At 57.7% G+C, this 25893-nt stretch carries 17 protein-coding genes; 12 read left to right on the top strand and 5 right to left on the bottom strand.

From position 1 onward, the window contains the following. Window positions 1-20 precede the first annotated feature (20 nt). The 9 genes from bcsR to U9O48_RS21595 all read left to right on the top strand — a co-directional run bounded on the left by bcsR (window position 21) and on the right by U9O48_RS21595 (window position 15880). The gene (bcsR, locus tag U9O48_RS21635; RefSeq protein ID WP_282492841.1) at window positions 21-209 is read left to right on the top strand and encodes a cellulose biosynthesis protein BcsR; all 189 of its coding nucleotides are present in this window, start codon (window positions 21-23) and stop codon (window positions 207-209) included. Between the two features lie 11 nt (window positions 210-220). Next, complete coding sequence (gene bcsQ, locus U9O48_RS21630) at window positions 221-973, top strand: cellulose biosynthesis protein BcsQ (RefSeq protein WP_282492842.1); 753 nt, start codon at window positions 221-223, stop codon at window positions 971-973. Continuing rightward, window positions 970-3588, top strand: coding sequence for a UDP-forming cellulose synthase catalytic subunit (gene bcsA, locus U9O48_RS21625; RefSeq protein WP_285154084.1), 2619 nt, complete (start codon window positions 970-972; stop codon window positions 3586-3588). The genes bcsQ and bcsA overlap by 4 nt, the downstream gene beginning before the upstream one ends. 10 nt (window positions 3589-3598) lie before the next feature. Beyond that, entirely contained in the window at window positions 3599-6010 is a 2412-nt protein-coding gene (bcsB, locus tag U9O48_RS21620) for a cellulose biosynthesis cyclic di-GMP-binding regulatory protein BcsB (protein ID WP_285157431.1), read from the top strand. A 6-nt stretch (window positions 6011-6016) separates the two neighbouring features. Next, complete coding sequence (gene bcsZ, locus U9O48_RS21615) at window positions 6017-7123, top strand: cellulose synthase complex periplasmic endoglucanase BcsZ (RefSeq protein WP_282492872.1); 1107 nt, start codon at window positions 6017-6019, stop codon at window positions 7121-7123. Continuing rightward, entirely contained in the window at window positions 7105-10593 is a 3489-nt protein-coding gene (bcsC, locus tag U9O48_RS21610; RefSeq protein ID WP_324723185.1) for a cellulose synthase complex outer membrane protein BcsC, read from the top strand. The genes bcsZ and bcsC overlap by 19 nt, the downstream gene beginning before the upstream one ends. Before the next feature lie 119 nt (window positions 10594-10712). Next, window positions 10713-12719 carry a biofilm formation regulator HmsP gene (hmsP, locus tag U9O48_RS21605; protein WP_324723184.1) on the top strand — a complete coding sequence of 669 codons (2007 nt, stop codon included), beginning with the start codon at window positions 10713-10715 and terminating at the stop codon, window positions 12717-12719. Window positions 12720-12878: 159 nt separating this feature from the next. Next, window positions 12879-14165: a C4-dicarboxylate transporter DctC gene (gene dctA, locus U9O48_RS21600; RefSeq protein ID WP_282492847.1), complete on the top strand. Its 1287-nt coding sequence runs from the start codon at window positions 12879-12881 to the stop codon at window positions 14163-14165. Window positions 14166-14389: 224 nt separating this feature from the next. Further along, window positions 14390-15880 carry a M16 family metallopeptidase gene (locus tag U9O48_RS21595; protein ID WP_285146079.1) on the top strand — a complete coding sequence of 497 codons (1491 nt, stop codon included), beginning with the start codon at window positions 14390-14392 and terminating at the stop codon, window positions 15878-15880. Between the two features lie 768 nt (window positions 15881-16648). Here the strand turns inward: U9O48_RS21595 and U9O48_RS21590 are convergent. Next, window positions 16649-17578, bottom strand: coding sequence for a sugar kinase (locus U9O48_RS21590; protein ID WP_285150153.1), 930 nt, complete (start codon window positions 17576-17578; stop codon window positions 16649-16651). A gap of 232 nt (window positions 17579-17810) precedes the next feature. Here U9O48_RS21590 and pdeH point away from each other — a divergent pair, with 232 nt between their 5' ends. Together pdeH and U9O48_RS21580 are read left to right on the top strand one after the other, a co-directional pair. Further along, window positions 17811-18584 (top strand): cyclic-guanylate-specific phosphodiesterase, encoded by a 774-nt coding sequence (gene pdeH, locus U9O48_RS21585; protein WP_282492850.1) that lies wholly within the window; start codon window positions 17811-17813, stop codon window positions 18582-18584. Window positions 18585-18650: 66 nt separating this feature from the next. Next, window positions 18651-20714, top strand: coding sequence for an AsmA family protein (locus U9O48_RS21580; RefSeq protein ID WP_324723183.1), 2064 nt, complete (start codon window positions 18651-18653; stop codon window positions 20712-20714). Window positions 20715-20824: 110 nt separating this feature from the next. Here U9O48_RS21580 and U9O48_RS21575 read toward each other — a convergent pair whose 3' ends face one another. The 3 genes from U9O48_RS21575 to U9O48_RS21565 all read right to left on the bottom strand — a co-directional run bounded on the left by U9O48_RS21575 (window position 20825) and on the right by U9O48_RS21565 (window position 24399). Next, window positions 20825-22147, bottom strand: coding sequence for an MFS transporter (locus tag U9O48_RS21575; RefSeq protein WP_285150152.1), 1323 nt, complete (start codon window positions 22145-22147; stop codon window positions 20825-20827). Between the two features lie 274 nt (window positions 22148-22421). After that, window positions 22422-23447, bottom strand: coding sequence for an inner membrane protein YhjD (gene yhjD, locus U9O48_RS21570; protein ID WP_282492853.1), 1026 nt, complete (start codon window positions 23445-23447; stop codon window positions 22422-22424). A 52-nt stretch (window positions 23448-23499) separates the two neighbouring features. Continuing rightward, the gene (locus tag U9O48_RS21565; protein WP_282492854.1) at window positions 23500-24399 is read right to left on the bottom strand and encodes a LysR family transcriptional regulator; all 900 of its coding nucleotides are present in this window, start codon (window positions 24397-24399) and stop codon (window positions 23500-23502) included. Between the two features lie 119 nt (window positions 24400-24518). Between U9O48_RS21565 and U9O48_RS21560 the strand changes: the two genes are divergently transcribed. After that, complete coding sequence (locus U9O48_RS21560; protein WP_285146085.1) at window positions 24519-25277, top strand: SDR family NAD(P)-dependent oxidoreductase; 759 nt, start codon at window positions 24519-24521, stop codon at window positions 25275-25277. A 4-nt stretch (window positions 25278-25281) separates the two neighbouring features. Here the strand turns inward: U9O48_RS21560 and U9O48_RS21555 are convergent, their stop codons facing one another. Continuing rightward, on the bottom strand, window positions 25282-25821 hold the full coding sequence (locus tag U9O48_RS21555) for a GNAT family N-acetyltransferase (protein ID WP_285150150.1): 540 nt from the start codon (window positions 25819-25821) through the stop codon (window positions 25282-25284). Window positions 25822-25893 lie beyond the last annotated feature (72 nt).

The following is a 25893-nucleotide window of genomic DNA, read 5'->3' as shown; positions in this document are numbered from 1 at the left end:
AATAAAGGAATGAAACTAAAATGCATAATAACGAACCAGCGACGCCGGTTGATTCTGGCCTTGGGTACACATTCCAAAACGATTTTTTGGCGTTGAGCCAGGCTTTCTCATTGCCTGAAATAGACTACACCGATATTTCACAGCGAGAACAGTTGGCAGCGGCTATTAAACGCTGGCCATTATTAGCTGAATTTGCCCGTCAACAATAAGGGAGCCATTGATGGCCATACTCGGATTACAGGGCATTCGTGGCGGTGTTGGTACAACATCTATAACAGCAGCGCTAGGATGGGCATTACAGATTTTAGGTGAATCGGTACTGGTCATTGATGCCTGTCCCGATAATTTGCTTCGCATGTCTTTTAACGTCGATTACGACACTTCTGACGGCTGGGCGCGCGCACTGCTCGATGGCCGCGACTGGCGTGATACCGCACAACGTTACACTTCACAGCTCGATATCCTGCCGTTCGGTCAGCTGACCGCCAGCGAAAAAGAGTCGATGTATACCCGCTATGGCACGCTGGGCTATTTTGCCGATGCGCTGCAGCTGTTGCAGGAAAAAAGCCATTACAAGTGGATCTTGCTCGATCTCCCGAGCGGATTCTCCCCGCTGACTCGCCAGTTAATCGAACACTGCGACCACACGCTGACCGTGGTCAACGCGGACGCCAACTGCCATATTCGCCTGCACCAGCAGGTGCTGCCGAACGGGGCGCATATTCTGATCAACGACTTACGTCTGAGCAGCCAGATTCAGGACGATCTCTATCAGGTGTGGCTGCAAAGCCAGCGCCGCCTGCTGCCAATGGTTGTCCATCGCGATGAAGCGATCGCCGAATGCCTGGCCTCCAAACAGCCGCTGGGCGAATACCGTAGCGATTCCCTGGCCGCAGAAGAGATCCTCACCCTGGCGAACTGGTGCTTACTGCACTATACCGGACGTCCGGAGCCCGCTGGAGGGCATCTATGAGTCGGCTATCCAGCTGGTTACTCATCCCGCCCGTCAGCGCGCGTTTAGGCGAGCGCTACCGGAACTATCGCCGTCACGGTGCGTCAGCCTTCAGCGCCGCGATGGGCTGTTTCTGGATCATTCTGGCATGGATGTTTATCCCCCTCGAACACCCGCGCTGGCAGCACATTCGCGCGCGCCATCGCGAGCTCTATCCGCATCTCGACCCCGATCGCCCGCGCCCGCTGGACCCCGCGCGATACGCCCTGCAGGCGTTATGGCTGATTGCGACCCAGGCGAAACAGCAAAGAACCGAGCCGCGCTGGCGCAGCGTGAGTCGCTTAAAAAATCTGCGTGGTCGTTACCATCAGTGGCTGGAAACGCTGCCTGAGCGCGTCAGCGACCAGACCAGCCATCTGGATAAGCAAAAAGAGCTGGGGCATCTGCACCCCGGCTTGCGGCGTTTTATTCTGGGCGTGATCGTCGTGTTCTCGCTCATTCTGGCGCTGGTCTGTATCACCCAGCCGTTTAACCCGCTGGCGCAGTTTATCTTCCTGATGCTGCTGTGGGGCGTGGCGCTGCTGGTGCGGCGTATTCCGGGGCGCTTCTCGGCAATGATGCTGATTGTGCTCTCGCTCACCGTCTCCTGCCGCTACATCTGGTGGCGCTATACCTCGACCCTGAACTGGGATGACCCGGTCAGCCTGACCTGCGGTTTGATTCTGCTGTTCGCCGAAACCTACGCATGGATCGTCCTGGTACTCGGCTATTTCCAGGTGGTCTGGCCGCTCAACCGCCAGCCGGTTCCGCTGCCAAAAGACACCGAACAGTGGCCGACGGTGGATATTTTCGTTCCGACCTACAACGAAGATCTGAGCGTGGTGAAAAACACCATCTACGCCTCTCTCGGCATCGACTGGCCGAAAGATAAGCTCAATATCTGGATTCTGGACGACGGCGGCCGCGAAGAGTTTCGTCAGTTCGCCGACAGCGTCGGGGTGAAATACGTCGCCCGTACCACCCACGAACACGCGAAAGCCGGGAACATCAACAACGCGCTGCAATACGCCACCGGCGAATTCGTCTCGATTTTCGACTGCGACCACGTGCCGACGCGCTCGTTCCTGCAGATGACCATGGGTTGGTTCCTGAAAGAGAAAGAGCTGGCGATGATGCAGACGCCGCACCACTTCTTCTCGCCGGACCCGTTTGAGCGCAACCTCGGGCGTTTTCGCAAGACGCCAAACGAAGGCACGCTGTTCTACGGTCTGGTGCAGGACGGGAACGACATGTGGGATGCGACCTTCTTCTGCGGCTCCTGTGCGGTCATTCGCCGTAAACCGCTGGATGAAATCGGCGGTATCGCCGTCGAAACTGTCACCGAAGATGCGCACACCTCTCTGCGCCTGCACCGTCGCGGCTACACCTCGGCGTACATGCGTATTCCGCAGGCGGCAGGGCTGGCGACCGAATCCCTGTCCGCGCACATCGGCCAGCGTATCCGCTGGGCGCGCGGGATGGTGCAGATTTTCCGTCTCGATAACCCGCTGACGGGTAAAGGGCTGAAGCTCGCGCAGCGCCTGTGCTACGTCAACGCCATGTTCCACTTCCTGTCCGGTATCCCGCGGCTGATCTTCCTCACCGCGCCGCTGGCGTTCCTGCTGCTGCACGCGTACATCATCTTTGCCCCGGCGCTGATGATTGCCCTGTTCGTGCTCCCGCACATGATCCACGCCAGCCTGACCAACTCGAAGATTCAGGGGAAATACCGCCACTCGTTCTGGAGTGAAATCTACGAAACGGTGCTGGCCTGGTATATCGCGCCGCCGACGCTGGTGGCGCTGATTAACCCGCACAAAGGGAAATTCAACGTCACCGCCAAAGGTGGCCTGGTGGAAGAGGAGTATGTCGACTGGGTGATCTCCCGACCGTACATCTTCCTCGTGCTGCTGAATATCTTCGGCGTGCTGGTGGGGATCTGGCGCTACTTCTACGGCCCGGAAAACGAAGTGCTGACCGTGTTCGTCAGCCTCGCGTGGGTCTTCTATAACCTGATTATCCTCGGCGGCGCGGTGGCGGTATCGGTGGAGAGCAAGCAGGTTCGCCGCTCCCATCGCGTCGAAATCTCCATGCCCGCAGCCATTGCCCGTGAAGACGGCCATCTCTTCTCCTGTACCGTTCAGGACTTCTCCGACGGCGGCTTAGGCATCAAGATCAACGGCCAGGCAAAAGTGCTTGAAGGGCAGAAGGTCAAACTGCTGCTCAAGCGTGGCCAACAGGAGTACGTATTCCCGACGCAGGTCATGCGTGTGGCGGGCAATGAAGTGGGGCTGCAGCTGATGCCGCTCACCAAAAAGCAACATATCGATTTTGTACAGTGCACGTTCGCCCGCGCGGATACGTGGGCGCTCTGGCAGGACAGCTTCCCGGAAGATAAACCACTGGAAAGTCTGCTGGATATTCTGAAGTTGGGGTTCCGTGGTTATCGCCACCTTGCAGAATTTGCTCCGCCGTCAGTGAAAATAATTTTCCGGTCACTTACCTCGCTGGTTTCCTGGGTGGTGTCGTTTATCCCTCGTCGTCCTGAGCGGGATGAGGCGAAACAGCAACCGGACCCGGTTATGGCTCAACAATGATGATAACGCGATGAAAAGAAAACTTTCCTGGATATGTGCTGTGGCGGCGCTGCCCGCAATGATGGCTCAGGCGGCGCCTGAAAATACGCCTGCACCGACCGTACCTGTCGTCGCGCAAGCGACCGATCCGGTGGTCACCGCTGCGCCTTCGCAGACCGAAAACGTGGTACCGAATCAGCCAACGGAAGGCAACACCCTTCCGGGCACGCCAACAGGCGCTCAGGCGGTCGGCCAGGTGATGCCGGGTGTGAACGGTGCCAACGCGCCTATCGTTGCGGATAACATTCCGTCGCGTGACGTGAAGCTGACCTTTGCGCAGATTGCGCCGCCTCCGGGCAGCATGGTCCTGCGCGGGATCAACCCGAACGGCGGCGTTGAGTTTGGCATGCGCAGCGATGAAGTGGTCTCCAGCGCGCTGCTGAATCTGGAATACACGCCATCGCCGTCCCTGCTGCCGGTGCAGTCGCAGCTTAAGGTCTATCTCAACGATGAGCTGATGGGCGTGCTGCCGGTCACCAAAGAGCAGCTGGGCAAGAAAACCCTGGCTCAGGTGCCGATCAACCCGCTGTTTATCACCGACTTTAACCGAGTGCGTCTTGAGTTTGTCGGCCACTACCGCGACGTCTGCGAAAACCCGGCCAGCAGCACGCTGTGGATGGACGTGGGTCGTAACTCGTCCCTGAACATGACCTACCAGACGCTGGCGGTGAAAAACGACCTCTCCGCCTTCCCGGTGCCGTTCTTTGACCCGCGCGACAACCGCGAGCTGAACCTGCCGATCGTCTTTGCCGGTTCGCCGGATATCGCCCAGCAGCAGGCGGCGACCATCGTCTCCTCCTGGTTTGGTTCCCGCTCCGGCTGGCGCGGACAGAGCTTCCCGGTGCTGTTCGACAAGCTGCCGGACAGAAACGCCATTGTGTTTGCCACCAACGACAAACGCCCGTCCTTCCTGCGCGACCATCCGGAAGTGAAAGGTCCGACCGTCGAAATGATGAGTCATCCGGATAAGCCGTATGTGAAGCTGTTAGTGGTCTTCGGTCGTGATGACAAAGATCTGGTTCAGGCCGCGAAGGGCATTGCCCAGGGTAACGTCCTGTTCCGCGGCAACAGCGTCGACATTGGCGAAGTGAAACCGCTGCTGACGCGTAAGCCGTATGACGCGCCAAACTGGATCCGCACCGATCGCGCGGTCACCTTCGGCGAGCTGAAAACCTATGAAGAGCAGCTCCAGTCAACGGGTCTTGAACCGTCCGCGATCAACGTCTCTCTGAATCTGCCACCGGATCTTTATCTGCTGCGCAGCAACGGGATCGATATCGATCTGAACTACCGCTACACCGCGCCGCCGACCAAAGACAGCTCGCGGATGGATATCAGCCTGAACAACCAGTTCCTGCAATCCTTCCCGCTGACCAGCAGTCAGGACACCAACAAACTGCTGCTGCGTCTGCCGGTGCTTCAGGGTCTGCTGGACGGTAAAACGGACGTCTCCATTCCGGCGCTGAAACTCGGGGCGATGAACCAGTTACGCTTTGATTTCCAGTACATGAACCCGATGCCGGGCGGTTCGGTGGATAACTGCATCACCTTCCAGCCGGTGGCGAACCACGTGGTGATCGGTGACGACTCCACCATCGACTTCTCGAAGTATTACCACTTCATCGCCCTGCCGGATCTGCGTGCCTTTGCCAACGCCAGCTTCCCGTTCAGCCGCATGGCCGACCTGTCTGAAACCATCGTGGTGATGCCAAAAGCGCCAAACGAAGGTCAGGTCACGACCCTGCTCGACGCCATGGCCTCCGTGGGGGCGCAAACCGGCTTACCGGCGATTAACGTCACGCTGACGGATGATGGCAGCCAGATTCAGGGCAAAGACGCCGATATCATGCTCATCGGGAACATCCCGGATAAGCTGAAAGACGATAAACGTATCGACCTGCTGGTCCATGCGACCGAGTCCTGGGTCAACACGCCGCTGCGCCAGACCGCCTTCCCAAGCATCATGCCGGATAAAGCCGACCGCGAAGCGAGCGTACAGACGAACGTCAATTCGCAAGGCCCGATGGCGGCGATTGTCGGCTTCCAGTCTCCGTACAACGATCAGCGCAGCGTCATCGCCCTGCTGGCAGACAGCCCGCGTGGCTACGAGCTGCTGAACACGGCGATGAACGACAGCGGCAAGCGGGCGGCAATGTTTGGTTCGGTGGCGGTGATCCGTGAATCGGGCGTTAACAGTCTGCGCGTCGGCGACGTCTATTACGTTGGCCATCTGCCGTGGTTCGAGCGCCTGTGGTATGCCCTGGCGAACCACCCGGTGCTGTTAGCGGTCTTCGCGGCGATCAGCGTCGTACTGCTGGCGTGGGTGATGTGGCGTCTGCTGCGTATCATCAGCCGTCGTCGTCTGCATTCGGATCGTGAGTAACCGGTGATGAAAGGGTTTCGCTGGTGCGTAATGGCGATGGTGGTAATGGCGGCGGCGAACGTTCGCGCCGCCTGCACCTGGCCTGCCTGGGATCAGTTTAAAAAGGACTACATCAGCGAGGGCGGGCGCGTCATTGACCCCAGTGACGCGCGCAAAATCAGCACCTCCGAGGGGCAAAGCTACGCGCTGTTCTTTGCCCTCGCGGCGAACGACCGTAAGACCTTTGATCTGCTGCTCGACTGGACGCGAGACAACCTCGCGCAGGGCGATCTGAGCCAGCATCTCCCCGCCTGGCTGTGGGGGCAGAAAGAGAAAGACGCCTGGGCGGTGATCGACAGCAATTCCGCATCGGATGCCGATATCTGGATCGCCTGGTCGCTGCTGGAAGCGGGGCGTTTATGGAACGCGCCGGACTACACCGCGACCGGGAAAGCGCTGCTCAAGCGCATTGCCCGCGAAGAGGTGGTCAAAGTGCCGGGTCTGGGGCTGATGCTGCTGCCCGGTAAAATCGGCTTTGCCGAAGAGACCTCCTGGCGCTTCAACCCGAGCTATCTCCCGCCGCAGCTGGCGAACTATTTCACCCGCTATGGCGCACCCTGGACCACGCTTCGCGAAACCAATTTGCGACTGCTGCTGGAAACCGCGCCAAAGGGATTTTCACCCGACTGGGTGCAGTATCAAAAAAATAAGGGCTGGCAGCTGAAGCCAGAAAAAACGTTTATCGGCAGCTACGATGCGATTCGCGTCTATCTCTGGGCGGGCATGTTGCACGACCGGGATCCGCAGAAAGCGCGGCTGCTGGCACGTTTTAAACCCATGACGACGATGACAACAAAAAAAGGCGTTCCCCCGGAGAAGGTCGATGTCGCCAGCGGTAAAACCACGGGCGATGGCCCGGTCGGTTTCTCCGCCTCACTGCTGCCGTTTTTACAAGACCGCGACGCACAAGCGGTTCAACGCCAGCGAGTTGCCGATCATTTCCCCGGTAATGACGCCTATTACAGCTACGTACTGACCCTGTTTGGACAAGGATGGGATCAGCATCGTTTTCGTTTCACCGCAAAGGGTGAGTTACACCCTGACTGGGGCCAGGAATGCGCAAGTTCTCATTAAGTTTACTCAGTTTATCGCTCGGCTTAACGCTGATGCCGCTGGCGCAGGCCGCCAACTCCCCGCAGCAACAACAGCTGCTGGAGCAGGTGCGTCTGGGCGAATCGACTCACCGCGAAGATCTGGTTCGCCAGTCGCTGTATCGCCTTGAGCTGATTGACCCCAATAACCCGGACGTCATCGCCGCGCGATTCCGCTACCTGCTGCGTCAGGGCGATAACGCCGGAGCGCAGAAAGAGTTAGACCGGCTGAAAGGACTTGCCCCGACCTCCGGCGCCTATAAATCGTCGCGCAACGCCATGACGCTCTCCACGCCGGAAGGGCGTCAGGAGCTGCAGCAGGCGCGTCTGCTGGCGACCACCGGCCATACCCAGGAGGCGATTGACGCCTACGACAAACTGTTCGCCGGGAATCCTCCCGACGCCTCTCTCGCGACAGAATACTGGTCCGTGGTGGCGAAAAGCCCGGCTCGCCGCAACGAAGCCATTGACCATCTCAGACGCATCAACGCCAGTAACCCTGGCAATACGGATCTGCAAAACACGCTGGCGCAGCTGCTGTTCCAGAGCGGACGCCGCGACGAAGGCTTTGCCGTGCTTGAGCAGATGGCGAAATCGAACGCCGGACGTGATGCTGCCTCCAGTCTCTGGTATCAGCAAATCAAAGACCTGCCGGTCAGTTCCGGCAGCGTAAAAGCGCTTCAGGACTATCTGCAGGTGTTCAGCGCGGGCGATAACGTCACCGCTGCACGCTCCCAGCTCGAAGCCCAGCAAAAACAGCTGGCCGATCCAGCGTTCCGCGCCAAAGCCGAAGGGCTGGCCGCCGTAGAGGCGGGACAGGGCGGAAAAGCGGTGTCGGAACTCCAGCAGGCGGTTAGCGCCAATCACGCCGACAGCGAAGCCGTGGGCGCGCTGGGGCAAGCCTATTCTCAGCGCGGGGATCGTGCCCGCGCCGTTGCCCAGTTTGAAAAAGCGATCGCCCTCGATCCGCAGAGCGACAACCGCGGCAAATGGGACAGTCTGCTGAAAGTGAACCGCTACTGGCTGCTGATCCAGCAGGGTGACGCGGCGCTGAAAGCCAACAACGTCCCGCAGGCGGAACGCTATTATCAGCAGGCGCGGAATATCGACAACACCGACAGCTATGCGGTGCTGGGCCTCGGCGATGCCGCCGTGGCGCGCAAAGACAACGCCGCCGCTGAGCGCTTCTATCGTCAGGCTCTGCGGATGGACAGCGGGAACAGCAACGCGGTGCGCGGGCTGGCGAATATCTACCGCGCCGAATCGCCGGAAAAAGCCGATCAGTTTATCCGCTCGCTCTCCAACAGCCAGCGTCGCAGTATCGATGATATCGAACGCAGCCTGACCAACGACCGGCTCTCAGCCCAGGCGGAACAGCTGGAAAACGAAGGCAAATTTGCCCAGGCAGCAGAGATTCAGCGCCGCCGTCTGGCGCTTTCGCCGGGCGATGTGTGGATCACCTACCGCCTGTCGCGGGATCTTTATAGCGCCGGACAGCGCAGCCAGGCGGACACCCTGATGCGCCAGCTGGCCAGCCAAAAACCGAACGATCCGGAGCAGGTATACGCCTACGGGTTATACCTCTCTGGCAATAATCAGGACCGCGCCGCGCTCGCTCATCTGAACACCCTTCCGCGCGAGAAGTGGAACGGCAACATTCAGGAGCTGGCCGACCGTCTGCAAAGCGATCAGGTGCTGGAAACCGCCAACCGCCTGCGCGACAGCGGCCAGGAGCGCGAGGCGGAAACCCTGCTGCGTCAGCAGCCGCCTTCCACGCGCATCGAGTTAACGCTGGCCGACTGGGCGCAGCAGCGCGGGGATAACGCCTCGGCCAAAGCGGCGTACAACAGCGTGCTGCAACGCGAAGCGCAAAACGAAGACGCGCTGCTGGGTCTTGCGGAAGTGTATATCGCGGAAGGCAACAAAGACGCGGCCCGCGCTGAACTGGCGAAACTGCCCGCCGGGCAGAACGGCGAAGCGCCGTCGATCAACATGCAGCGCCGCGTGGCGCGAGTGCAGTCCGATCTCGGCGATACGGCTGCCGCGCAGCAGACCTTCAACAAAATCATTCCGCAGGCCAAATCCCAGCCACCGTCGATGGAAAGTGCGCTGGTCCTGCGCGATGCGGCCAACTTCCAGGCCCAGAGCGGCCAGCCGAAGCAGGCGCTGGAAACCTACAAAGATGCAATGGTCGCCTCTGGCGTCACCACCACGCGCCCTGAAGATAACGACAGCTTTACCCGTCTGACGCGCAATGACGAAAAAGACGACTGGTTGAAACGCGGCGTGCGCAGCGATGCGGCGGATCTGTATAAACAGCAGGATGTGAACGTCACCCTGCAACATGATTACTGGGGTTCCAGCGGCACGGGCGGTTACTCCGACCTGAAAGCGCACACCACCATGCTGCACGTGGACGCACCGCTGTCGGACGGACGGATGTTCTTCCGTACCGACATGGTGAACATGGATGTTGGGACCTTTAGCCAAAAAAGCGACGGCACCTATTCCCCGCATTTCGGGACCTGCTATGACGTTCCTTGTGTGGGCGGCGATCGCAGTCAATCTGATAGCGGCGCAAGCGTCGCGGTGGGTTGGGAAAATGACACCTGGGCGATGGATATTGGCACAACGCCAATGGGCTTTGACGTCGTCGATATCGTCGGCGGGTTAAGTTACAGCAACGATTTGGGCCCCATCGGTTATACGCTGAATGTGCATCGTCGGCCGATCTCAAGTTCCTTACTGGCTTTCGGTGGGCAAAAAGATCCTAACAGCAACACGGGCGAAACCTGGGGCGGCGTCAGAGCTAATGGTGGGGTAGTCAGCGCGAGTTACGATAAAGGTGAAGCCAACGGCGTTTGGGCGAGTCTGGGGGCGGATACGCTGGAAGGCAAAAATGTTGAGGATAACTGGCGCGTGCGCTGGATGACGGGCTATTACTACAAGCTTATCAATGAGAATAACCGACGGGTGACGGTCGGCCTCAACAACATGATTTGGCACTACGACAAGGACTTGAGCAACTACACCCTTGGACAGGGCGGTTACTACAGCCCTCAGGAATATCTCTCGTTCTCCGTACCTGTTTTGTGGCGTCAGCGCACTGAGAACTGGTCGTGGGAACTGGGTGGCTCGGTATCGTGGTCTCATTCCCGGACCAAAACCATGCCGCGCTACCCGCTGCTGAACCTTATCCCTGCGGATTACCGCGAGAAGGCGAGTGAACAGACGGAGTCAGGGAGCAGCAGCCAGGGCACCGGTTACACCGCTCGTGCCATCATCGAACGTCGCGTCACCTCAAACTGGTTTGTCGGTATGGGCGTCGATATTCAGCAGGCGAAAGATTACACCCCGAGCCATGCGCTGATTTACGTGCGTTACTCGGCAGAGGGCTGGCAGGGCGATATGGACCTGCCTCCGCAGCCGTTAACCCCTTACGCAGACTGGTAACCGGATTTATCTTTAATCCACTTCTTAGTCTCTCTTAAAATCGTCGCAATCGGGTATACTCCTCCGGGAATAGGGTAACGTTTTGTTACCCTATGCTTCGGGTTTTGTGGAGAGTCAATTTGCGTGTCAGCCGTTCTTTAACTATCAAACAAATGGCGATGGTTTCTGCCGTCACTATGGTGTTTGTATTCGTCTTTTGCGTCATTTTGCTGTTTCATTCCGTACAGCAGAATCGCTACAACACGGCTTCGCAACTGGAAAGTATTGCCCGATCGGTCCGTGAACCGCTCTCTGCGGCCATTCTCAAAGGGGATATCCCCGACGCAGAAACCATCATCAAGCGCATTCAGCCTGCGGGGATAGTCAGCCGCGCGGACGTGGTGTTACCGAATCAATTCCAGGCGTTGCGGATGAGCTTTATCCCCGAACGTCCGGTGCCGATGATGATCATGCGCCTGTTTGAACTGCCGGTGCAGATCTCGCTCCCGCTTTACTCCCTCGAACGCCCGGCCAACCCGCAGCCGCTGGCCTATCTGGTGCTGCAGGCCGACGCCTATCGCATGCACAAGTTTGTCATGAGCTGGATCTCCACGTTAGTAACTACTTACTTACTTTTGACGCTGATCCTCACCGTGGCCCTGACCTGGTGTATCAACCGCTTGATTGTCCATCCGCTGCGTAAAATCGCCCGCGAGCTGGACAGCCTCGCCCCTCAGGACCAGGTCGGGCACCAGCTCGCACTCCCACGCCTGCACCACGACGATGAGATCGGCATGCTGGTGCGCAGTTACAACATCAACCAGCAGCGCCTCCTGCGCCAGCATGATGAACTCAACAGCAATGCGACCCGCTTCCCGGTCTCGGACCTGCCGAACAAAGCCTTCCTGATGGCCCTGCTGGAGCAGACCGTTGCGCGCCAGCAGACCACGGCGCTGATGGCCGTCGCCTGTGAAACCCTGCAGGACACGGCGGGTGTGCTGAAAGAGAGTCAGCGCGAGATGCTGCTTTTAACGCTGGTGGAGAAAATCAAATCGGTGCTGGCACCGCGCATGATCCTCACCCAGGTAAGCGGCTACGACTTTGTTATTCTGGCTCACGGCGTGAAAGAGCCGTGGCACGCCATCACATTAGGTCAGCAAGTACTCACTGTCATTAATGAGCGGTTGCCGATTCAGGGCATCCAGCTGCGCCCGAGCGCCAGTATTGGTCTGGCGATGTATTACGGCGATCTGACGGCGGAGCAACTCTATCGCCGCGCCTTCTCGGCGGCGTTCACCGCCCGCCGCAAAGGCAAAAACCAGATCCAGTTCTTCGAGCCGGAGCAGATGGAAAAGGCGCAGCAGCGTCTGACCGAAGAGAGCGATATTCTCACCGCGCTGGATAACGACCACTTTGCGATCTGGCTCCAGCCGCAGGTCAACCTCGCGACTGGCGAAGTCACCAGTGCGGAAGCGCTGCTGCGCGTCAAGCAGGCGGACGGTACCTGGGAGTTGCCCGAAGGGCTTATCGAGCGCATTGAGTCCTGCGGCCTGATGGTGACCGTTGGCTACTGGGTGCTGGAAGAGTCGTGCCGTCAGCTGTCGGCCTGGCAGGAGCGCGGGATCAACATGCCGCTGTCGGTGAATCTCTCGGCGCTACAGCTGATGCACCCGACGATGGTCTCGGAGATGCTGGAGCTGATCAACCGCTACCGTATCAAGCCGGACACCCTGATTCTGGAAGTCACCGAGAGCCGTCGCATCGACGACCCGAACGAGGCGGTGGCGATCCTCAAACCGCTGCGTAACGCCGGGATCCGCATCGCGCTGGATGATTTCGGCATGGGCTACGCCGGTCTGCGTCAGCTCCAGCATATGAAAACGCTGCCGGTGGACGTCCTGAAAATCGACAAAACCTTTGTCGATGGGCTGCCAGATGACAGCAGCATGGTGGAAGCCATTATCCAGATGGCGCGCAGCCTGAGTCTGCACGTGATTGCCGAAGGCGTCGAGACCGAAGCCCAGCGCGACTGGCTGGCGAAAGCGGGCGTCGAAAGCGGTCAGGGATTCCTGTTTGCCAAAGCCGTTCCGGCGGAAGAGTTCGAAAAACGTTACTTCAGTGACGACAATCCCCCCGCAAAAGTCTAACTTTGTTGCTGGCTTGTACGAGTCAGCACACAGTTTTTAACATTCATGTTTCATATTTGATCTAAGTTCATTTCTGTCATGTTTTACGGGTGTTATTTTAAAGCCGCAGGTAAGTCTTACCCATAAAAATCCTGTGGTTTTTCTTCCCAAGGACACCCTATGAAAACCTCTCTCTTTAAAAGCCTTTACTTTCAGGTCCTGACAGCGATTGCCATCGGTATTCTGCTTGGCCATTTCTACCCTGAACTGGGCGCTCAAATGAAACCGCTTGGCGATGCCTTCGTTAAGCTCATCAAAATGATCATCGCGCCCGTTATCTTCTGTACCGTAGTGACCGGTATCGCTGGCATGGAAAGCATGAAGGCGGTAGGCCGGACTGGTGCGGTGGCGCTGCTGTATTTTGAAGTGGTCAGTACCCTGGCGCTGATTATCGGTCTGATTATCGTGAACGTGGTGCAGCCGGGCGCGGGGATGAACGTCGATCCCTCCACGCTGGATGCGAAAGCCGTTGCCGTTTACGCAGAACAGGCAAAAGACCAGGGCATCGTTGCCTTCCTGCTGGATGTCATTCCCGGCAGCGTGATTGGCGCCTTCGCCAGCGGGAATATCCTGCAGGTGCTGCTGTTCGCCGTGCTGTTTGGGTTTGCTCTGCATCGTCTGGGCAGCAAAGGGCAGCTGATTTTCAACGTCATTGAAAGCTTCTCGCAGGTGATTTTCGGCATCATCAATATGATCATGCGCCTCGCGCCTATCGGTGCGTTTGGGGCGATGGCCTTTACCATCGGTAAATATGGCGTCGGCACCCTGGTGCAGCTCGGCCAGCTAATCATCTGCTTCTATATCACCTGTATTTTGTTTGTGGTCGTGGTGCTGGGCAGTATTGCGCGCGCGACGGGCTTCAGTATTTTCAAATTCATCCGCTACATCCGCGAAGAGCTGCTGATTGTGCTGGGGACCTCGTCTTCCGAATCTGCGCTACCGCGCATGCTCGATAAGATGGAAAAACTGGGCTGCCGTAAATCGGTGGTGGGGTTGGTCATTCCGACCGGGTACTCGTTTAACCTCGACGGGACGTCGATCTACCTGACGATGGCCGCGGTGTTTATCGCTCAGGCGACCAACAGCCACATGGATATCTTCCATCAGATAACCTTGCTGGTAGTGCTCCTGCTCTCCTCGAAAGGGGCGGCGGGCGTAACAGGTAGCGGGTTCATCGTGCTGGCGGCGACCATTTCCGCGGTCGGGCATTTGCCGGTGGCGGGCCTGGCGCTGATCCTCGGTATCGACCGCTTCATGTCCGAAGCCCGCGCCCTGACTAACCTGATCGGTAACGGTGTGGCGACGGTTGTGGTGGCGAAATGGGTCAAAGAGCTCGACCACAAAAAACTCGACGACACGCTCAATAATCGCGTCACCGAGAGCAAATCCCACGGTTTATCCTCTTAAATTCGATACTTATGCCCGCTCACCCTTGTCGGGGAGCGGGCTCCTGCGCATAATAACTGCTCATACCTGTCATACTTCGACAAGATTTTTTTCGGGTATATTTCACTTCACGCCGTGACGTTTAGCCGAACACGCGGTCTAATCGAAGTGTTTGAACGTTATCTTCAGAGTGCTCAATGTAGTGAGACACTCTTTTTAACCAGGAATGTTGATCAGGGGTTTACATGCAGGGCACAAAAATTCGACTCTTAACCGGCGGTTTGCTGATGATGGCAGCAGCCAGTTATGTGCAGGCAGATACACTCCAGCCCGACCCAGCCTGGCAGCAGGGCACACTGGCGAATGGGTTTCAGTGGCAGGTGTTAGCCACGCCGCAACGTCCCAGCGATCGCATTGAGATCCGCCTGTCGGTGAACACCGGTTCACTGACCGAAAACACGCAGCAGAGCGGGCTTAGCCATTTTATTCCTCGACTGGCGCTGACCCAAAGCGGCAGTTTGCAAGCAGTACAGGTGCGTTCACTGTGGCAGCAGGGCATCGACCCGAAACGTCCACTTCCACCTGCGGTCGTCTCTTACGACTACACCATGTTTAACCTCAGCCTGCCGAACAACCGTAACGACCTCCTGAAAGAAGCCCTCACGTGGCTGGGCGATACCGCGGGCAAAGTGGCGATCACTCCGGATACGGTCAACTATGCGCTGAGCAACAGCGACATGGTGGCGACCTGGCCTGCTGATACCAAAGACGGCTGGTGGCGCTATCGCCTGAAAGGGTCATCTTTGCTGGGGCACGATCCGGCAGAGCCTATCAAACAGCCGGTCGACATTGAGCAGGTCAAATCCTTCTATCAAAAATGGTACACCCCGGATGCAATGACGCTGATTGTGGTCGGCAACGTCGATAGCCGCGCGGTGATCGAGCAGATTGGCAAAACCTTCGGCGAGCTGAAAGGCAAACGCGAAGTGCCAGCGCCTGTTTCAACACTCGCACCGCTGCGTGCAGAGCCGGTCAGCATCATGACCGACACCGTGCGTCAGGATCGCCTGGCCCTGATGTGGGACACTCCATGGCAACCGATTCGCGAGTCCGCGGCGCTGCTGCGCTACTGGCGTGCAGATCTCGCGCGTGAAGCGCTGTTCTGGCACGTTCAGCAAACGCTCAGCAAAAATAATGCGAAGGATATCGGCATTGGTTTCGACTGCCGCGTGCTGTTCCAGCGCGCCCAGTGCGCCATCAACGTGGAATCGCCGAACGATAAGCTGAACGCCAATCTCGGCGTGGTCGCTAAAGAGCTGGCGAAAGTGCGTAAAGAGGGTCTGGGCGAAGAAGAGTTCAACGCCCTGGTCGCGCAGAAGAATCTGGAGCTGCAAAAACTGTTCGCGACTTACGCCCGCACTGACACGGATATCCTGATCAGCCAGCGCATTCGCTCCCTGCAAAATCAGGTGGTGGATATCGCGCCGGAGCAGTACCAGAAGCTGCGTCAGGACTTCCTGAACAGCCTGACCGTCGAGATGATTAATCAGGACCTGCGCCAGCAGCTGTCGCAGGATATGGCTCTGGTGCTGCTGCAGCCGAAAGGCGAGCCGGAATACAACGTGAAAGATCTGCAGGCGACCTGGGACAGCATCATGACGCAGGAAGAGCGCACCGCGCAGCCAGCGGCGGATGATTTACACCCGGACGCGACGGATATTCCGCAGGCGCAGTAATGTCAGTGTGTGCGGGCTGATGCCCTCACCCCGACCCTCTCCCACGGGAGAGGGAGAAAACATTAAAAAGGGCGACCGATGGTCTAATGCCAGTCAGTTAAGCAAAATAATGAATTTAAATTCATTATTTTGCTTGCCCAAGACCTTTATGGCATCAGTGGAATCGTTCCGTTCACTTTCGTTCCTCTGCTTCCGGTCCATCACTCTGCGGTGAACGTGCCAGGGTGGCTCAATCGCCACCACCCTGGCAACCCCGGCTCCCGGCAAAGAAAATCGCCGCTTCGCGGTGCCCTCAGCTTATTCCTTGCGGCTTTCGGGTCGGGCGCGATCCTGCATCCATGCAGGTCGCACCCTCTCGGCGCTTCCCTGCGCCTCGACCCGGCCTCCAGGAAACGCTTCGGCGATTTTCAGCCGGACTCACGATCCCTCAACCTTCACAGCCGTCTGAATGTGGCACCGGTGTTGGCCCCCGCAGAAATCGGCGAACCGGAGACCAGATGACAAGGGCTGGACGCCATGGATGGCGGCCAGAGGCGAAACGAGACAGGGATGTCGAGTCGAGCCGACCGCAGGCAGATGGTCGGGAGGTGAGCGCAGTGCGAAGCACCGATTTCATGGCGGGGCGCGGGGATTGACAAGGGGGCCGCGCAGCCCCCTTGTCACGTTCACAGGTTGTGACGCGATTATATTCTGCTGAACATAAGGTGAACGGAACAACCTCAGATGCTTAACTGACCAGCATTAGACCGATGGTCGCCCTTTTGCATTTTATTCCGGCATCGCCTCGCGCGGAATAATCGCCCCGCGGTACTGAATCACCGTACTCGCTGTCAGGTGCCCGCGTTTTGCGGCCTCGGCGGCCGTACCGCCCGTCAGGCGCACCGCCAGATACCCGGCGCTGAACGAATCGCCCGCCGCCGTGGTATCCACCACTTTTTCTTTCGCCAGTTTCACCGCCGGGACATCCACCACGGCTTCACCCTCAACTGAAACCAGGCAGGAGTCTGCGCCGCGCTTGATCACCACTTCAGACACACCGGCCTGATGCGTTCGGGCGATCACCTCGTCGACCGGTTTCTCGCCCCACAGGGCATCTTCGTCGTCCAGCGTTAAGAACGCGATATCGGTGCAGCTCAGCATCTGCTGATAAACCTGCTGCGTCTCTTCGCGGCTCGCCCACAGGCGCGGACGGTAGTTGTTGTCGAAAATCACTTTCCCGCCGTTGGCGCGGCATTCGTGCAGCAGGGAGAGCAGCTTTTTGCGGCTCGACGGGCTTAAGATCGCAAGGCTAATCCCGCTCAGGTAGAGATAATCAAAGGTCGCCAGCTCTTCGCAGATCGCCGCAGAGTCGTCGCTCTCCAGCCAGAATTTCGCCGCCGCTTCGTTGCGCCAGTAGTAGAACGTGCGCTCACCGGTGCTGTCGGTTTCGATGTAATACAGCCCCGGCAGACGGTTTTCCATACGCTGAATCAGCGACGTCCCGACGTTTTCACTCTGCCAGGCTTCCAGCATCTGCTGGCTAAAGCTGTCGGTACCCAGTGCGGTCACATAGTTCACCGTCAGCGCGTCTGGCGCGACCTGGCGGGCAATGTACACCGAAGTATTCAACGTATCGCCACCAAAACCGCGGCTAACGTCCGCCCCTTTTTGTGACAGCTCAATCATGCATTCGCCAATCACGGCAATTTTTTTAGACATAGTCGTGAACCTGAACAGATAAATTAAAGTAAGTGTGCGCTGTGGGGATTTTATGGTCAACTATATTAAAACGACGTTCCAAATTTTTTTTTGAGCCAGCGCGCGTTCCGGACAGATTCTGTCATCTTAATTTCATTTTCCCCGCCAACTGAACATAAAGTTCTCACTTCCCAGGCCGATAACCCTTTGACGAGTCCAGACACGTCATCTTTTTCTCAACAGGACATCTGAAATGAAGTCAGAGCAGGTTATCCAGCGGCTAAGCACCACTCCGGAAGCAAGTATTGAAAGCTTGCAGGAGCATCGCTATTGGCTGCAATGTGAGCGTGCTTATACTTATCAGCCCATTTACCGTACTGACGGCAGGCTGATGGCGATTGAGATTTTGACCGTCGTGACCCATCCGTCGAATCCCACGCAGCGTATCGCACCGGACCGTTACTTTGCCGAAGTGAGCGTGCGCCAGCGTCTGGATGTGCTGGAAGAGCAGCTCGAAATGCTGGGCACAAAGCAGGACTTTTTCGCCTGCCACGACATTCTGGCGTCGGTGAACGTCGACGGCCCTACGCTTATCGCCCTGCGCCAGAACCCGAAGCTGCAAAAACTGGTCGCCTCGCTGCCGTGGATGCGCTTTGAGCTGGTGGAGCACGTGCGTCTGCCGCAGGACTCTTCGTTCGCCTCGATGTGCGAGTTTGGCCCGCTGTGGCTGGACGATTTTGGCACCGGCATGGCGAACTTCTCCGCGCTCAGCGAAGTGCGTTACGACTACATCAAGGTGGCGCGTGACCTGTTCATCATGCTGCGCCAGACGTCCGAAGGCCGTAACCTGTTCACGCTGCTGCTCCAGTTGATGAATCGCTACTGCCAGGGCGTGATCGTCGAAGGTGTCGAAACCCTCGAAGAGTGGCGCGATGTGCAAAACTCACCGGCGGCGGCGGCACAGGGCTATTTCCTCTCCCGTCCGGTGCCAATGGACACGCTCGATAAGGTCATTATCACGCTGTAACCCCTGCTGTTTGCCGCTGCCTGAACTATATTCATGAAAGGCAAGGTAATAAAAAAGGGGATAACAATGACCAAAACCACCAGGATCGTTGCCTGGGTAGCAGGGATCTTCTTGTTGTTGATTGTGGTCGCGATCATCATCATTGCGACGTTCGACTGGAACCGCCTCAAACCGACCATCAACCAGAAAGTCTCCACCGAACTGAACCGGCCCTTCGCCATTCGCGGCGATCTCGGCGTGGTCTGGGAGCGTCAGAAAGACGAAACCGGCTGGCGCAGCTGGGTGCCCTGGCCGCACGTGCATGCCAACGATATTATTCTCGGCAACCCCCCTGATATTCCCGATGTGACGATGGTCCATCTGCCGCGCGTGGAAGCGACGCTGGCCCCGCTCGCGCTGCTGACCAAAACGGTCTATCTGCCGTGGATCAAACTGCAACAGCCCGATGCGCGGCTGATTCGCCTGTCAGAGAAGAACAATAACTGGACCTTTAATCTCGCCAGCAGCGGTGAAGAGAAAGATCCCAACGCGCCGCCGTCGGCCTGGTCCTTCCGTCTGGATAATATTCTGTTCGATCGCGGGCGGATCGCCATCGACGACAAAGTCAGCAAAGCGGATATCGAGATCCTGGTCGATCCGCTCGGCAAACCGCTGCCGTTCAGCGAAGTCACCGGCACCAAAGGGAAAGACGATAAAACCCGCGTCGGCGATTACGTCTTTGGCCTGAAGGCGAAAGGGCGTTACAACGATCAGCCGTTGACCGGGACAGGTAAAATCGGCGGCGTGCTGGCGTTGCGCAGCGAAGGCACGCCGTTCCCGGTGCAGGCGGATTTCCGCTCGGGTAATACCCGCGTAGCCTTTGTCGGCACGGTGAACGATCCGATGAAAATGGGCGGTGTGGATCTGCAGCTCAAATTCTCCGGCGATTCGCTGGGCGAGCTGTATGACTTAACCGGCGTGCTGCTCCCGGATACGCCGCCGTTTGAGACGGACGGGCATCTGGTCGCCAAAATCGATACGGAAAAATCGTCGGTCTTTGATTACCGTAATTTCAATGGCCGCATCGGCGATAGCGATATTCACGGCTCGCTCGCCTACACCACCGGCAAGCCGCGTCCGAAGCTGGAAGGGGATGTGGAATCCCGCCAGCTGCGTCTCGCCGATCTCGGCCCGCTGATTGGCGTCGATTCCGGGAAAGGTGCGCAGCAGTCCAAACGTTCCGAACAGAAGAAAGGCGAGAAGGACATTCAGCCGTCGGACAAAGTGCTGCCGTACGATCGCTTTGAAACCGACAAGTGGGACGTGATGGATGCCGACGTGCGCTTCAAGGGGCGCAAAATCGAGCACGGCAGCACCTTGCCGATCAGCGACCTCTCGACTCATATCATCCTGAAAAACGCCGACCTGCGCCTGCAGCCGCTGAAATTTGGCCTCGCGGGCGGGACGATTTCCTCCAACATTCATCTCGAAGGCGATAAAAAGCCGATGCAGGGGCGGGCCGATATTCAGGCGCGCAGGTTGAAGCTGAAAGAGCTGATGCCGAACGTTGAACTGATGCAGAAAACCCTCGGTGAGATGAACGGTGACGCGGATATTCGCGGAGTCGGGAACTCGGTGGCGACGCTGCTCGGCAGCAGCAACGGGAATCTCAAACTGCTGATGAACGACGGGCTGGTGAGTCGTAACCTGATGGAGATCCTTGGGCTGAACGTCGGTAACTTCATCATTGGGCAGATTTTTGGCGATGACGAAGTGCGGGTGAACTGCGCGGCGGCGAACCTCGACCTGGTCAACGGCGTGGCGCGTCCTCAGATTTTTGCCTTCGATACGGAGAATGCGGTGATTAACGTGACGGGGACGGCAAGTATGGCCTCGGAGCAGCTGGATTTGACCATCGATCCGGAGAGTAAGGGCTTCCGCATTATCACCCTGCGCTCGCCGCTGTATGTGCGCGGGTCGTTCAAGAATCCGCAGGCGGGTGTGAAAGCGGGGCCGTTGATTGCGCGCGGCGCCGTGGCCGCCGCGCTGGCAACGCTGGTGACGCCAGCGGCAGCCTTGTTGGCGTTGATTTCGCCGTCAGAAGGGGATGCGAATCAGTGCCGGACGATTTTGTCGCAGATGAAGAAGTAATTGTTGTGCGGTTTGCTGCCCGGTGGCGCTTCGCTTACCGGGCCTACAAAACCTAAAACCAACCCCAATCGTAGGCCGGGTAAGGCGAAGCCGCCACCCGGCAAAACCCATCACAACGCTTGATGCTTCGTCTCATGCGTCAACAACAACGCAATCAGCGTCAACCCTGCCATCGCCGCCAGATACACACCCACGTAGAACAGACCATAATTCGCCTGTAACCAGGTGGCGATATACGGTGCCACAGACGCACCCAGAATCGACGATACGTTATAGGAGAACGACGCCCCGGTATAACGCACTTCCGTCGGGAACAGCTCCGGTAGCAGCGCCCCCATCGGGCCAAAGGTCAGCCCCATCAGGCTCAAACCAATCAGTAAGTAAGCCATCACCAGCGCCGGACTGCCGGAACCCAACAGCGGCGGGAAGACGAACAGCGCGAACAGAATAATCAGCGACGTAATCACGATCATGCTCGAGCGACGGCCAAATCGGTCGGCCAGCAGCCCGGCAATCGGCACCATCACGCCAAACCCGATCACCGCCATCATCAGCATCCACAGCACTTCGTTACGCGGCAGACCCAGCCCCACAGGCGCGGCGGCGGTGCTGAAGGTCATGGAGTAGACCGTCATAATATAAAACAGCGTGTAGGTCGCCAGCATGATGAAGGTGCCCAGCACGGTCACGCGAAGATGTTTGGTCAGCAGCGTGCCGAGCGGGATTTTCACCTGCTTCTTCGCCGCCGCCACTTTGGCGAACACCGGCGTTTCATGCAGGGAAACGCGGACATACAGGCCGATCAGTACCAGCACCGCCGAGAAGATAAACGGAATGCGCCAGCCCCAGCTCATGAACTGCTCATCGGTCAGGAGCCAGGAGAGCAGCAGGAAGGTGCCGTTGGCAAAGAAGAAGCCAATCGGCGCGCCCAGCTGCGGGAAAGAGCCGTACAGCGCGCGTTTACGCGGTGGCGCATTCTCTGTCGCCAGCAGCGCCGCGCCGCCCCATTCACCGCCAAGGCCCAGGCCCTGACCAAAACGCGCCAATGCCAGCAGGACCGGCGCCAGAATACCAATGGTTTCGTAAGTCGGCAGCAGGCCGATCGCCACGGTAGAAATCCCCATCGTCAGCAGCGAGGCCACCAGAGTGACTTTGCGCCCGACGCGGTCGCCAAAGTGGCCGAACACCGCCGAACCAATCGGACGGGCAATAAAGGCGATGGCGAAGGTGGCCAGCGACTGAAGCGTTGCCGCCGTCGGATCGCCCTGCGGGAAGAAGATATGCGGAAAGACGATGACCGCGGCGGTGGCGTAAATATAGAAATCGAAGAATTCGATGGCGGTGCCAATCAGTGAGGCAACGACGACTTTATTACGCGAGTTGACCGGCGTGCTTTCCGGTTCTGAATCGAGAGTTGTGGCGGTGGCTTGCATAAAATTTTCTTATTGTTTGGTCTGACGAAAGGCCATATTACGCATAGCAAAAGCGACATTTCAATCTGTAACAGGGGCGCGAAGCGGCGAGAAAAGCAGCAAAAAGCGGATAATCTTCAGCCTGACGAAAACCCTTCCATGAAATGCTTCACAGAATTTAAATATCAGTCGATAAAACTGGTTTTTGGTTAAATAAAAGTTACAGGCTGGATTTATATGCTGAAATGCCGAATCGGGCTGAAATTTTGCATTCTTATTCAGCCCGATAAGGGGTTTAGCGGTGGGTTTTGCCCGGCATGCGCGGGTCGTCTTTGTACTCGGCGGTGGCGATCCAGGCGGCGCAGAACAGCGTCAGGCGGGCGAAGAAGTAGAAGAACGCCATCAGGCCTAGCACCGAGCCAAACGCCGCGCCGGACGGGGATTTGACCAGCGACGGCAGGGTGTAGGTCATCACGATCTTAATCACTTCAAAGCCGATGGCAGCGATGAAGGTCCCGCGGATCAGCGCTTTCTTGCGCGGACGGTGTCGCGGTAAACGCCAGAAAATCCAAAAGAACAGCAGATAGTTGGCGAAGATTGAAATCGCCAGACCAATCAGCCGCCAGGCGGGTTTCAGCCACTCGATGTAGTCCAGATACAGCGCCGAGATGATCATCTGCTGCGCAGAGCCGGCAACGGAGGTGATCGACAGCGTCACGACCAGGGCGACCAGCAGGCCAATCAGCGATACGAAGTCGCGGAAATACTTAATCCAGATTTTCTCCTGGTCCTGCGGCGTGCGCTCCCAGACGTCGCGCGACTGGGCACGAATCGCCTCGCGCAGGTTCCCCATCCAGTTGATCCCGGAATAAAGGGCGATCAACAGCCCAACAATCCCCACGGTGGTACGCTGCTGCACGGCGGTGTTGATGGTGCTTTTCAGGGTGGCGGCCAGCGTCGGGTCGCTGACGTTAATCAGGATCTTGTTGAAAATGTCCTGTAACAGCGTCGGGTGCGAGGCGAGGACAAAACCCGCCGCGGCAAAGGACACCATCATAATCGGGATCATCGACAGGAAGGAGAAGTAGGTGATGGCCGCTCCAAACTGGTTGCCCATACGGTCGTTAAAGCGTTCTGCGGCGCGGATCAGGTGCGCAATCATCGGGCGGCGCTGAATCTTCTGCGCCGTTCCGGTGACGGTTTCCAGCGCTTTGGTGGCCTTGCTGGATGAGGGATTTTTTTCCGGCTCTGCTTCCATCTTCTTGATGGGGTCGTACTCCAGTTCCTGGGTGGGTCGTTGCGGGTTGTTTTCCGGCGTCACGCGCATTTTCCTTTTTTCGTTTGGCGGGAATTTACTGAATTATAGACTGCGACTAGTCAACGTAGGCTTTCATTATCGTTGTTAGCCACTCCATGAACAGATGAACGCGGCGCGAGAGGTTACGCCGATGCGGGTAGATCAGGGAAACCGGCATCGGTTCTGCACGGTATTGCGGCAGGATCTCGACCATTTTTTTGGCCTTGATCGCCTCACGCACGCCCACGCGCGGAACCTGAATAATGCCCAGACCGGCCAGACACGCCGCGTGATAGGTCTCGGTGCTGTTGACTGTCAAAATGCCGCCGGTTTTCACCCACTGAGTGCTATCGCCGTTATAAAACTCGAACCCCTGCGGACGCGTGCCCAGGTTCAGGGCGTAGTGAATCACCGCGTGAGAGGCCAGATCGTCCAGATTCTCCGGGTAGCCAAAACGCGCCAGATAGTCGGGGCTGGCGCAGTTAATGATCGACAGTTTGCCGAGCGAGCGGGCGATTAACCCCGAATCCTTCAGCGTGCCGACGCGCACCACGCAGTCGAACCCTTCGCGTATCACATCGACCATCCGGTCGCTGCTGCTCAGTTCCAGCTCAATACCAGGGTACTGCTGCAAAAAGGCGGGCAGTTTCGGGATGACTAAATTTCGCGCAACGCCAACGGGCATATCGACGCGCAAGCGCCCGCTGATGCTGGTGGGGTCGTGCTGGAAAAGACCGTCCAGTTCGTCGAGGTTGGCCAGCAGATCTTTTGCCCGCTCGTAGTAAACCATCCCGTCCTGCGTGAGGCTGACGCGGCGCGTCGTGCGGTGTAACAGCTGGGTGCCGAGCAGGTTTTCCAGCGCCTGAATCTGGCGCGATACGCTACCTTTAGGAAGTCCTGACGTGTCCGCGGCGCGAGAAAAACTCTCCATTTCCGCCACGCGGATGAAGAGCTGCATTGCGTGAATTTTATCCATAGGCTGCGCTCATTATTGTTGTCAGTGAAACAGTGAAGCGTTTTCTGCCATCTTTATTGATTTTCTATCACCTAATAAGCTCTTACTCAATCGCCATATCAAACGAAACGAGGTTTATCATGAGTGAACGTATTGCATTAGTGACAGGTGGCAGCCGCGGCTTAGGTAAAAACGCAGCGCTGAAGCTGGCGGCGAAGGGAACCCACATCATCCTGACCTACAACAGCAGCCAGAAAGAAGCGCAGGAAGTGGTGCGCGAAATTGAATTAAAAGGGGTGAAAGCGGTGGCATTGCAGCTGAACGTCGGGGATACCTCAGCCTTCGAACGTTTTGCCGCTGAAGTGCTCTCCCAGCTTAAACATGTCTGGCAGCGTGACACCTTCGATTATTTATTGAACAACGCTGGAACGGGTTTATACGCGCCCTTTGCGGAGACCAGCGAAGCGCAGTTTGACGACGCGATGAACGTCCATTTCAAAGGCCCGTTCTTCCTGACCCAGCGCCTGCTGCCGCTGATCAAAGACGGCGGACGCATCCTCAACGTCTCCAGCGGACTGGCGCGTTTTGCCCAGCCGGGTTCCAGTACCTACGCGGCGATGAAAGGGGCGATGGAAGTGCTGACTCGCTATCAGGCCAAAGAGTTAGGCGCGCGTAAAATCACCGCCAATATCATCGCCCCGGGCGCGATTGAGACCGATTTTGGCGGCGGACGGGTGCGCGATAATGCGCAGATTAATCAGATGGTGGCCTCGAATACGGCCCTTGGGCGTGTCGGACTGCCGGACGATATCGGTGACGCCATCGCGGCCCTGCTGAGCGACGAACTGGGGTGGATGAATGCTCAGCGCATCGAAGTGTCAGGCGGGATGTTCCTGTAATTTCTTAACGGCTTTCAGGCTGAAATTCATGCTTTAACAGGCTGAAAATCCAGTCGTTATGCCAGCTATCCGCCAGCCAGTAGTTTTCCCGCAACTCGCCTTCCAGCACAAAGCCTGCTTTCTCCAGCAGGCCGCGGGAGGCGACGTTGCCCACCGTCACCGTGGCGGTCAGACGGCGAATTCCCCCCTCGTTAAACGCGTAATCACACACGGCGCGTAACGACTCATATCCGTAACCTTTCCCCTGCGATTCTGCGGCGAAAATAAAGCCCACTTCCGCGCAGTCATTTTCTCTGTGAATATAACCGGTAGCACCCAGCGGTGTGAGGCTTGCGGTATCACGCACAATCAGACACAGCCAATGTGCGCTGCCGGGTTCCCACGGCTGTAGACGAGGTTCGAATGCCTCCCGAATGACGGCAATTGGCCGCTTATCGGCGATAAATCGCATCACATCGGGGTGTTGTTGCAGCGACAGGTAAAACGGCCAGTCCTGTTCCTGTACAGGCGAGCAGGTCAGGCGTGAAGTAGTGAGTACCGGCATTCGTTTTCTCCCATAACTATTTTCAATGATTATAGAGCTGTCACTTTATTTCTCCATAATCTCAGTTATGGT

The organism is Lelliottia sp. JS-SCA-14, assembly GCF_035593345.1.
Classification (GTDB): Bacteria; Pseudomonadota; Gammaproteobacteria; order Enterobacterales; family Enterobacteriaceae; genus Enterobacter; species Enterobacter wanjuensis.
Note: the sequence above shows the minus strand (reverse complement) of the source record. Positions and strands in the feature narration are given on the sequence as shown.

Bases quoted from the DNA above. Each gene is read 5' to 3' on its own strand.
- bcsR (WP_282492841.1), top strand. From the start codon at position 21: ATGCATAATAACGAACCAGCGACGCCGGTTGATTCTGGCCTTGGGTAC.
- bcsQ (WP_282492842.1), top strand. From the start codon at position 221: ATGGCCATACTCGGATTACAGGGCATTCGTGGCGGTGTTGGTACAACA.
- bcsA (WP_285154084.1), top strand. From the start codon at position 970: ATGAGTCGGCTATCCAGCTGGTTACTCATCCCGCCCGTCAGCGCGCGT.
- bcsB (WP_285157431.1), top strand. From the start codon at position 3,599: ATGAAAAGAAAACTTTCCTGGATATGTGCTGTGGCGGCGCTGCCCGCA.
- bcsZ (WP_282492872.1), top strand. From the start codon at position 6,017: ATGAAAGGGTTTCGCTGGTGCGTAATGGCGATGGTGGTAATGGCGGCG.
- bcsC (WP_324723185.1), top strand. From the start codon at position 7,105: ATGCGCAAGTTCTCATTAAGTTTACTCAGTTTATCGCTCGGCTTAACG.
- dctA (WP_282492847.1), top strand. From the start codon at position 12,879: ATGAAAACCTCTCTCTTTAAAAGCCTTTACTTTCAGGTCCTGACAGCG.
- U9O48_RS21595 (WP_285146079.1), top strand. From the start codon at position 14,390: ATGCAGGGCACAAAAATTCGACTCTTAACCGGCGGTTTGCTGATGATG.
- U9O48_RS21590 (WP_285150153.1), bottom strand. From the start codon at position 17,578: ATGTCTAAAAAAATTGCCGTGATTGGCGAATGCATGATTGAGCTGTCA.
- pdeH (WP_282492850.1), top strand. From the start codon at position 17,811: ATGAAGTCAGAGCAGGTTATCCAGCGGCTAAGCACCACTCCGGAAGCA.
- U9O48_RS21580 (WP_324723183.1), top strand. From the start codon at position 18,651: ATGACCAAAACCACCAGGATCGTTGCCTGGGTAGCAGGGATCTTCTTG.
- U9O48_RS21575 (WP_285150152.1), bottom strand. From the start codon at position 22,147: ATGCAAGCCACCGCCACAACTCTCGATTCAGAACCGGAAAGCACGCCG.
- U9O48_RS21565 (WP_282492854.1), bottom strand. From the start codon at position 24,399: ATGGATAAAATTCACGCAATGCAGCTCTTCATCCGCGTGGCGGAAATG.
- U9O48_RS21560 (WP_285146085.1), top strand. From the start codon at position 24,519: ATGAGTGAACGTATTGCATTAGTGACAGGTGGCAGCCGCGGCTTAGGT.
- U9O48_RS21555 (WP_285150150.1), bottom strand. From the start codon at position 25,821: ATGCCGGTACTCACTACTTCACGCCTGACCTGCTCGCCTGTACAGGAA.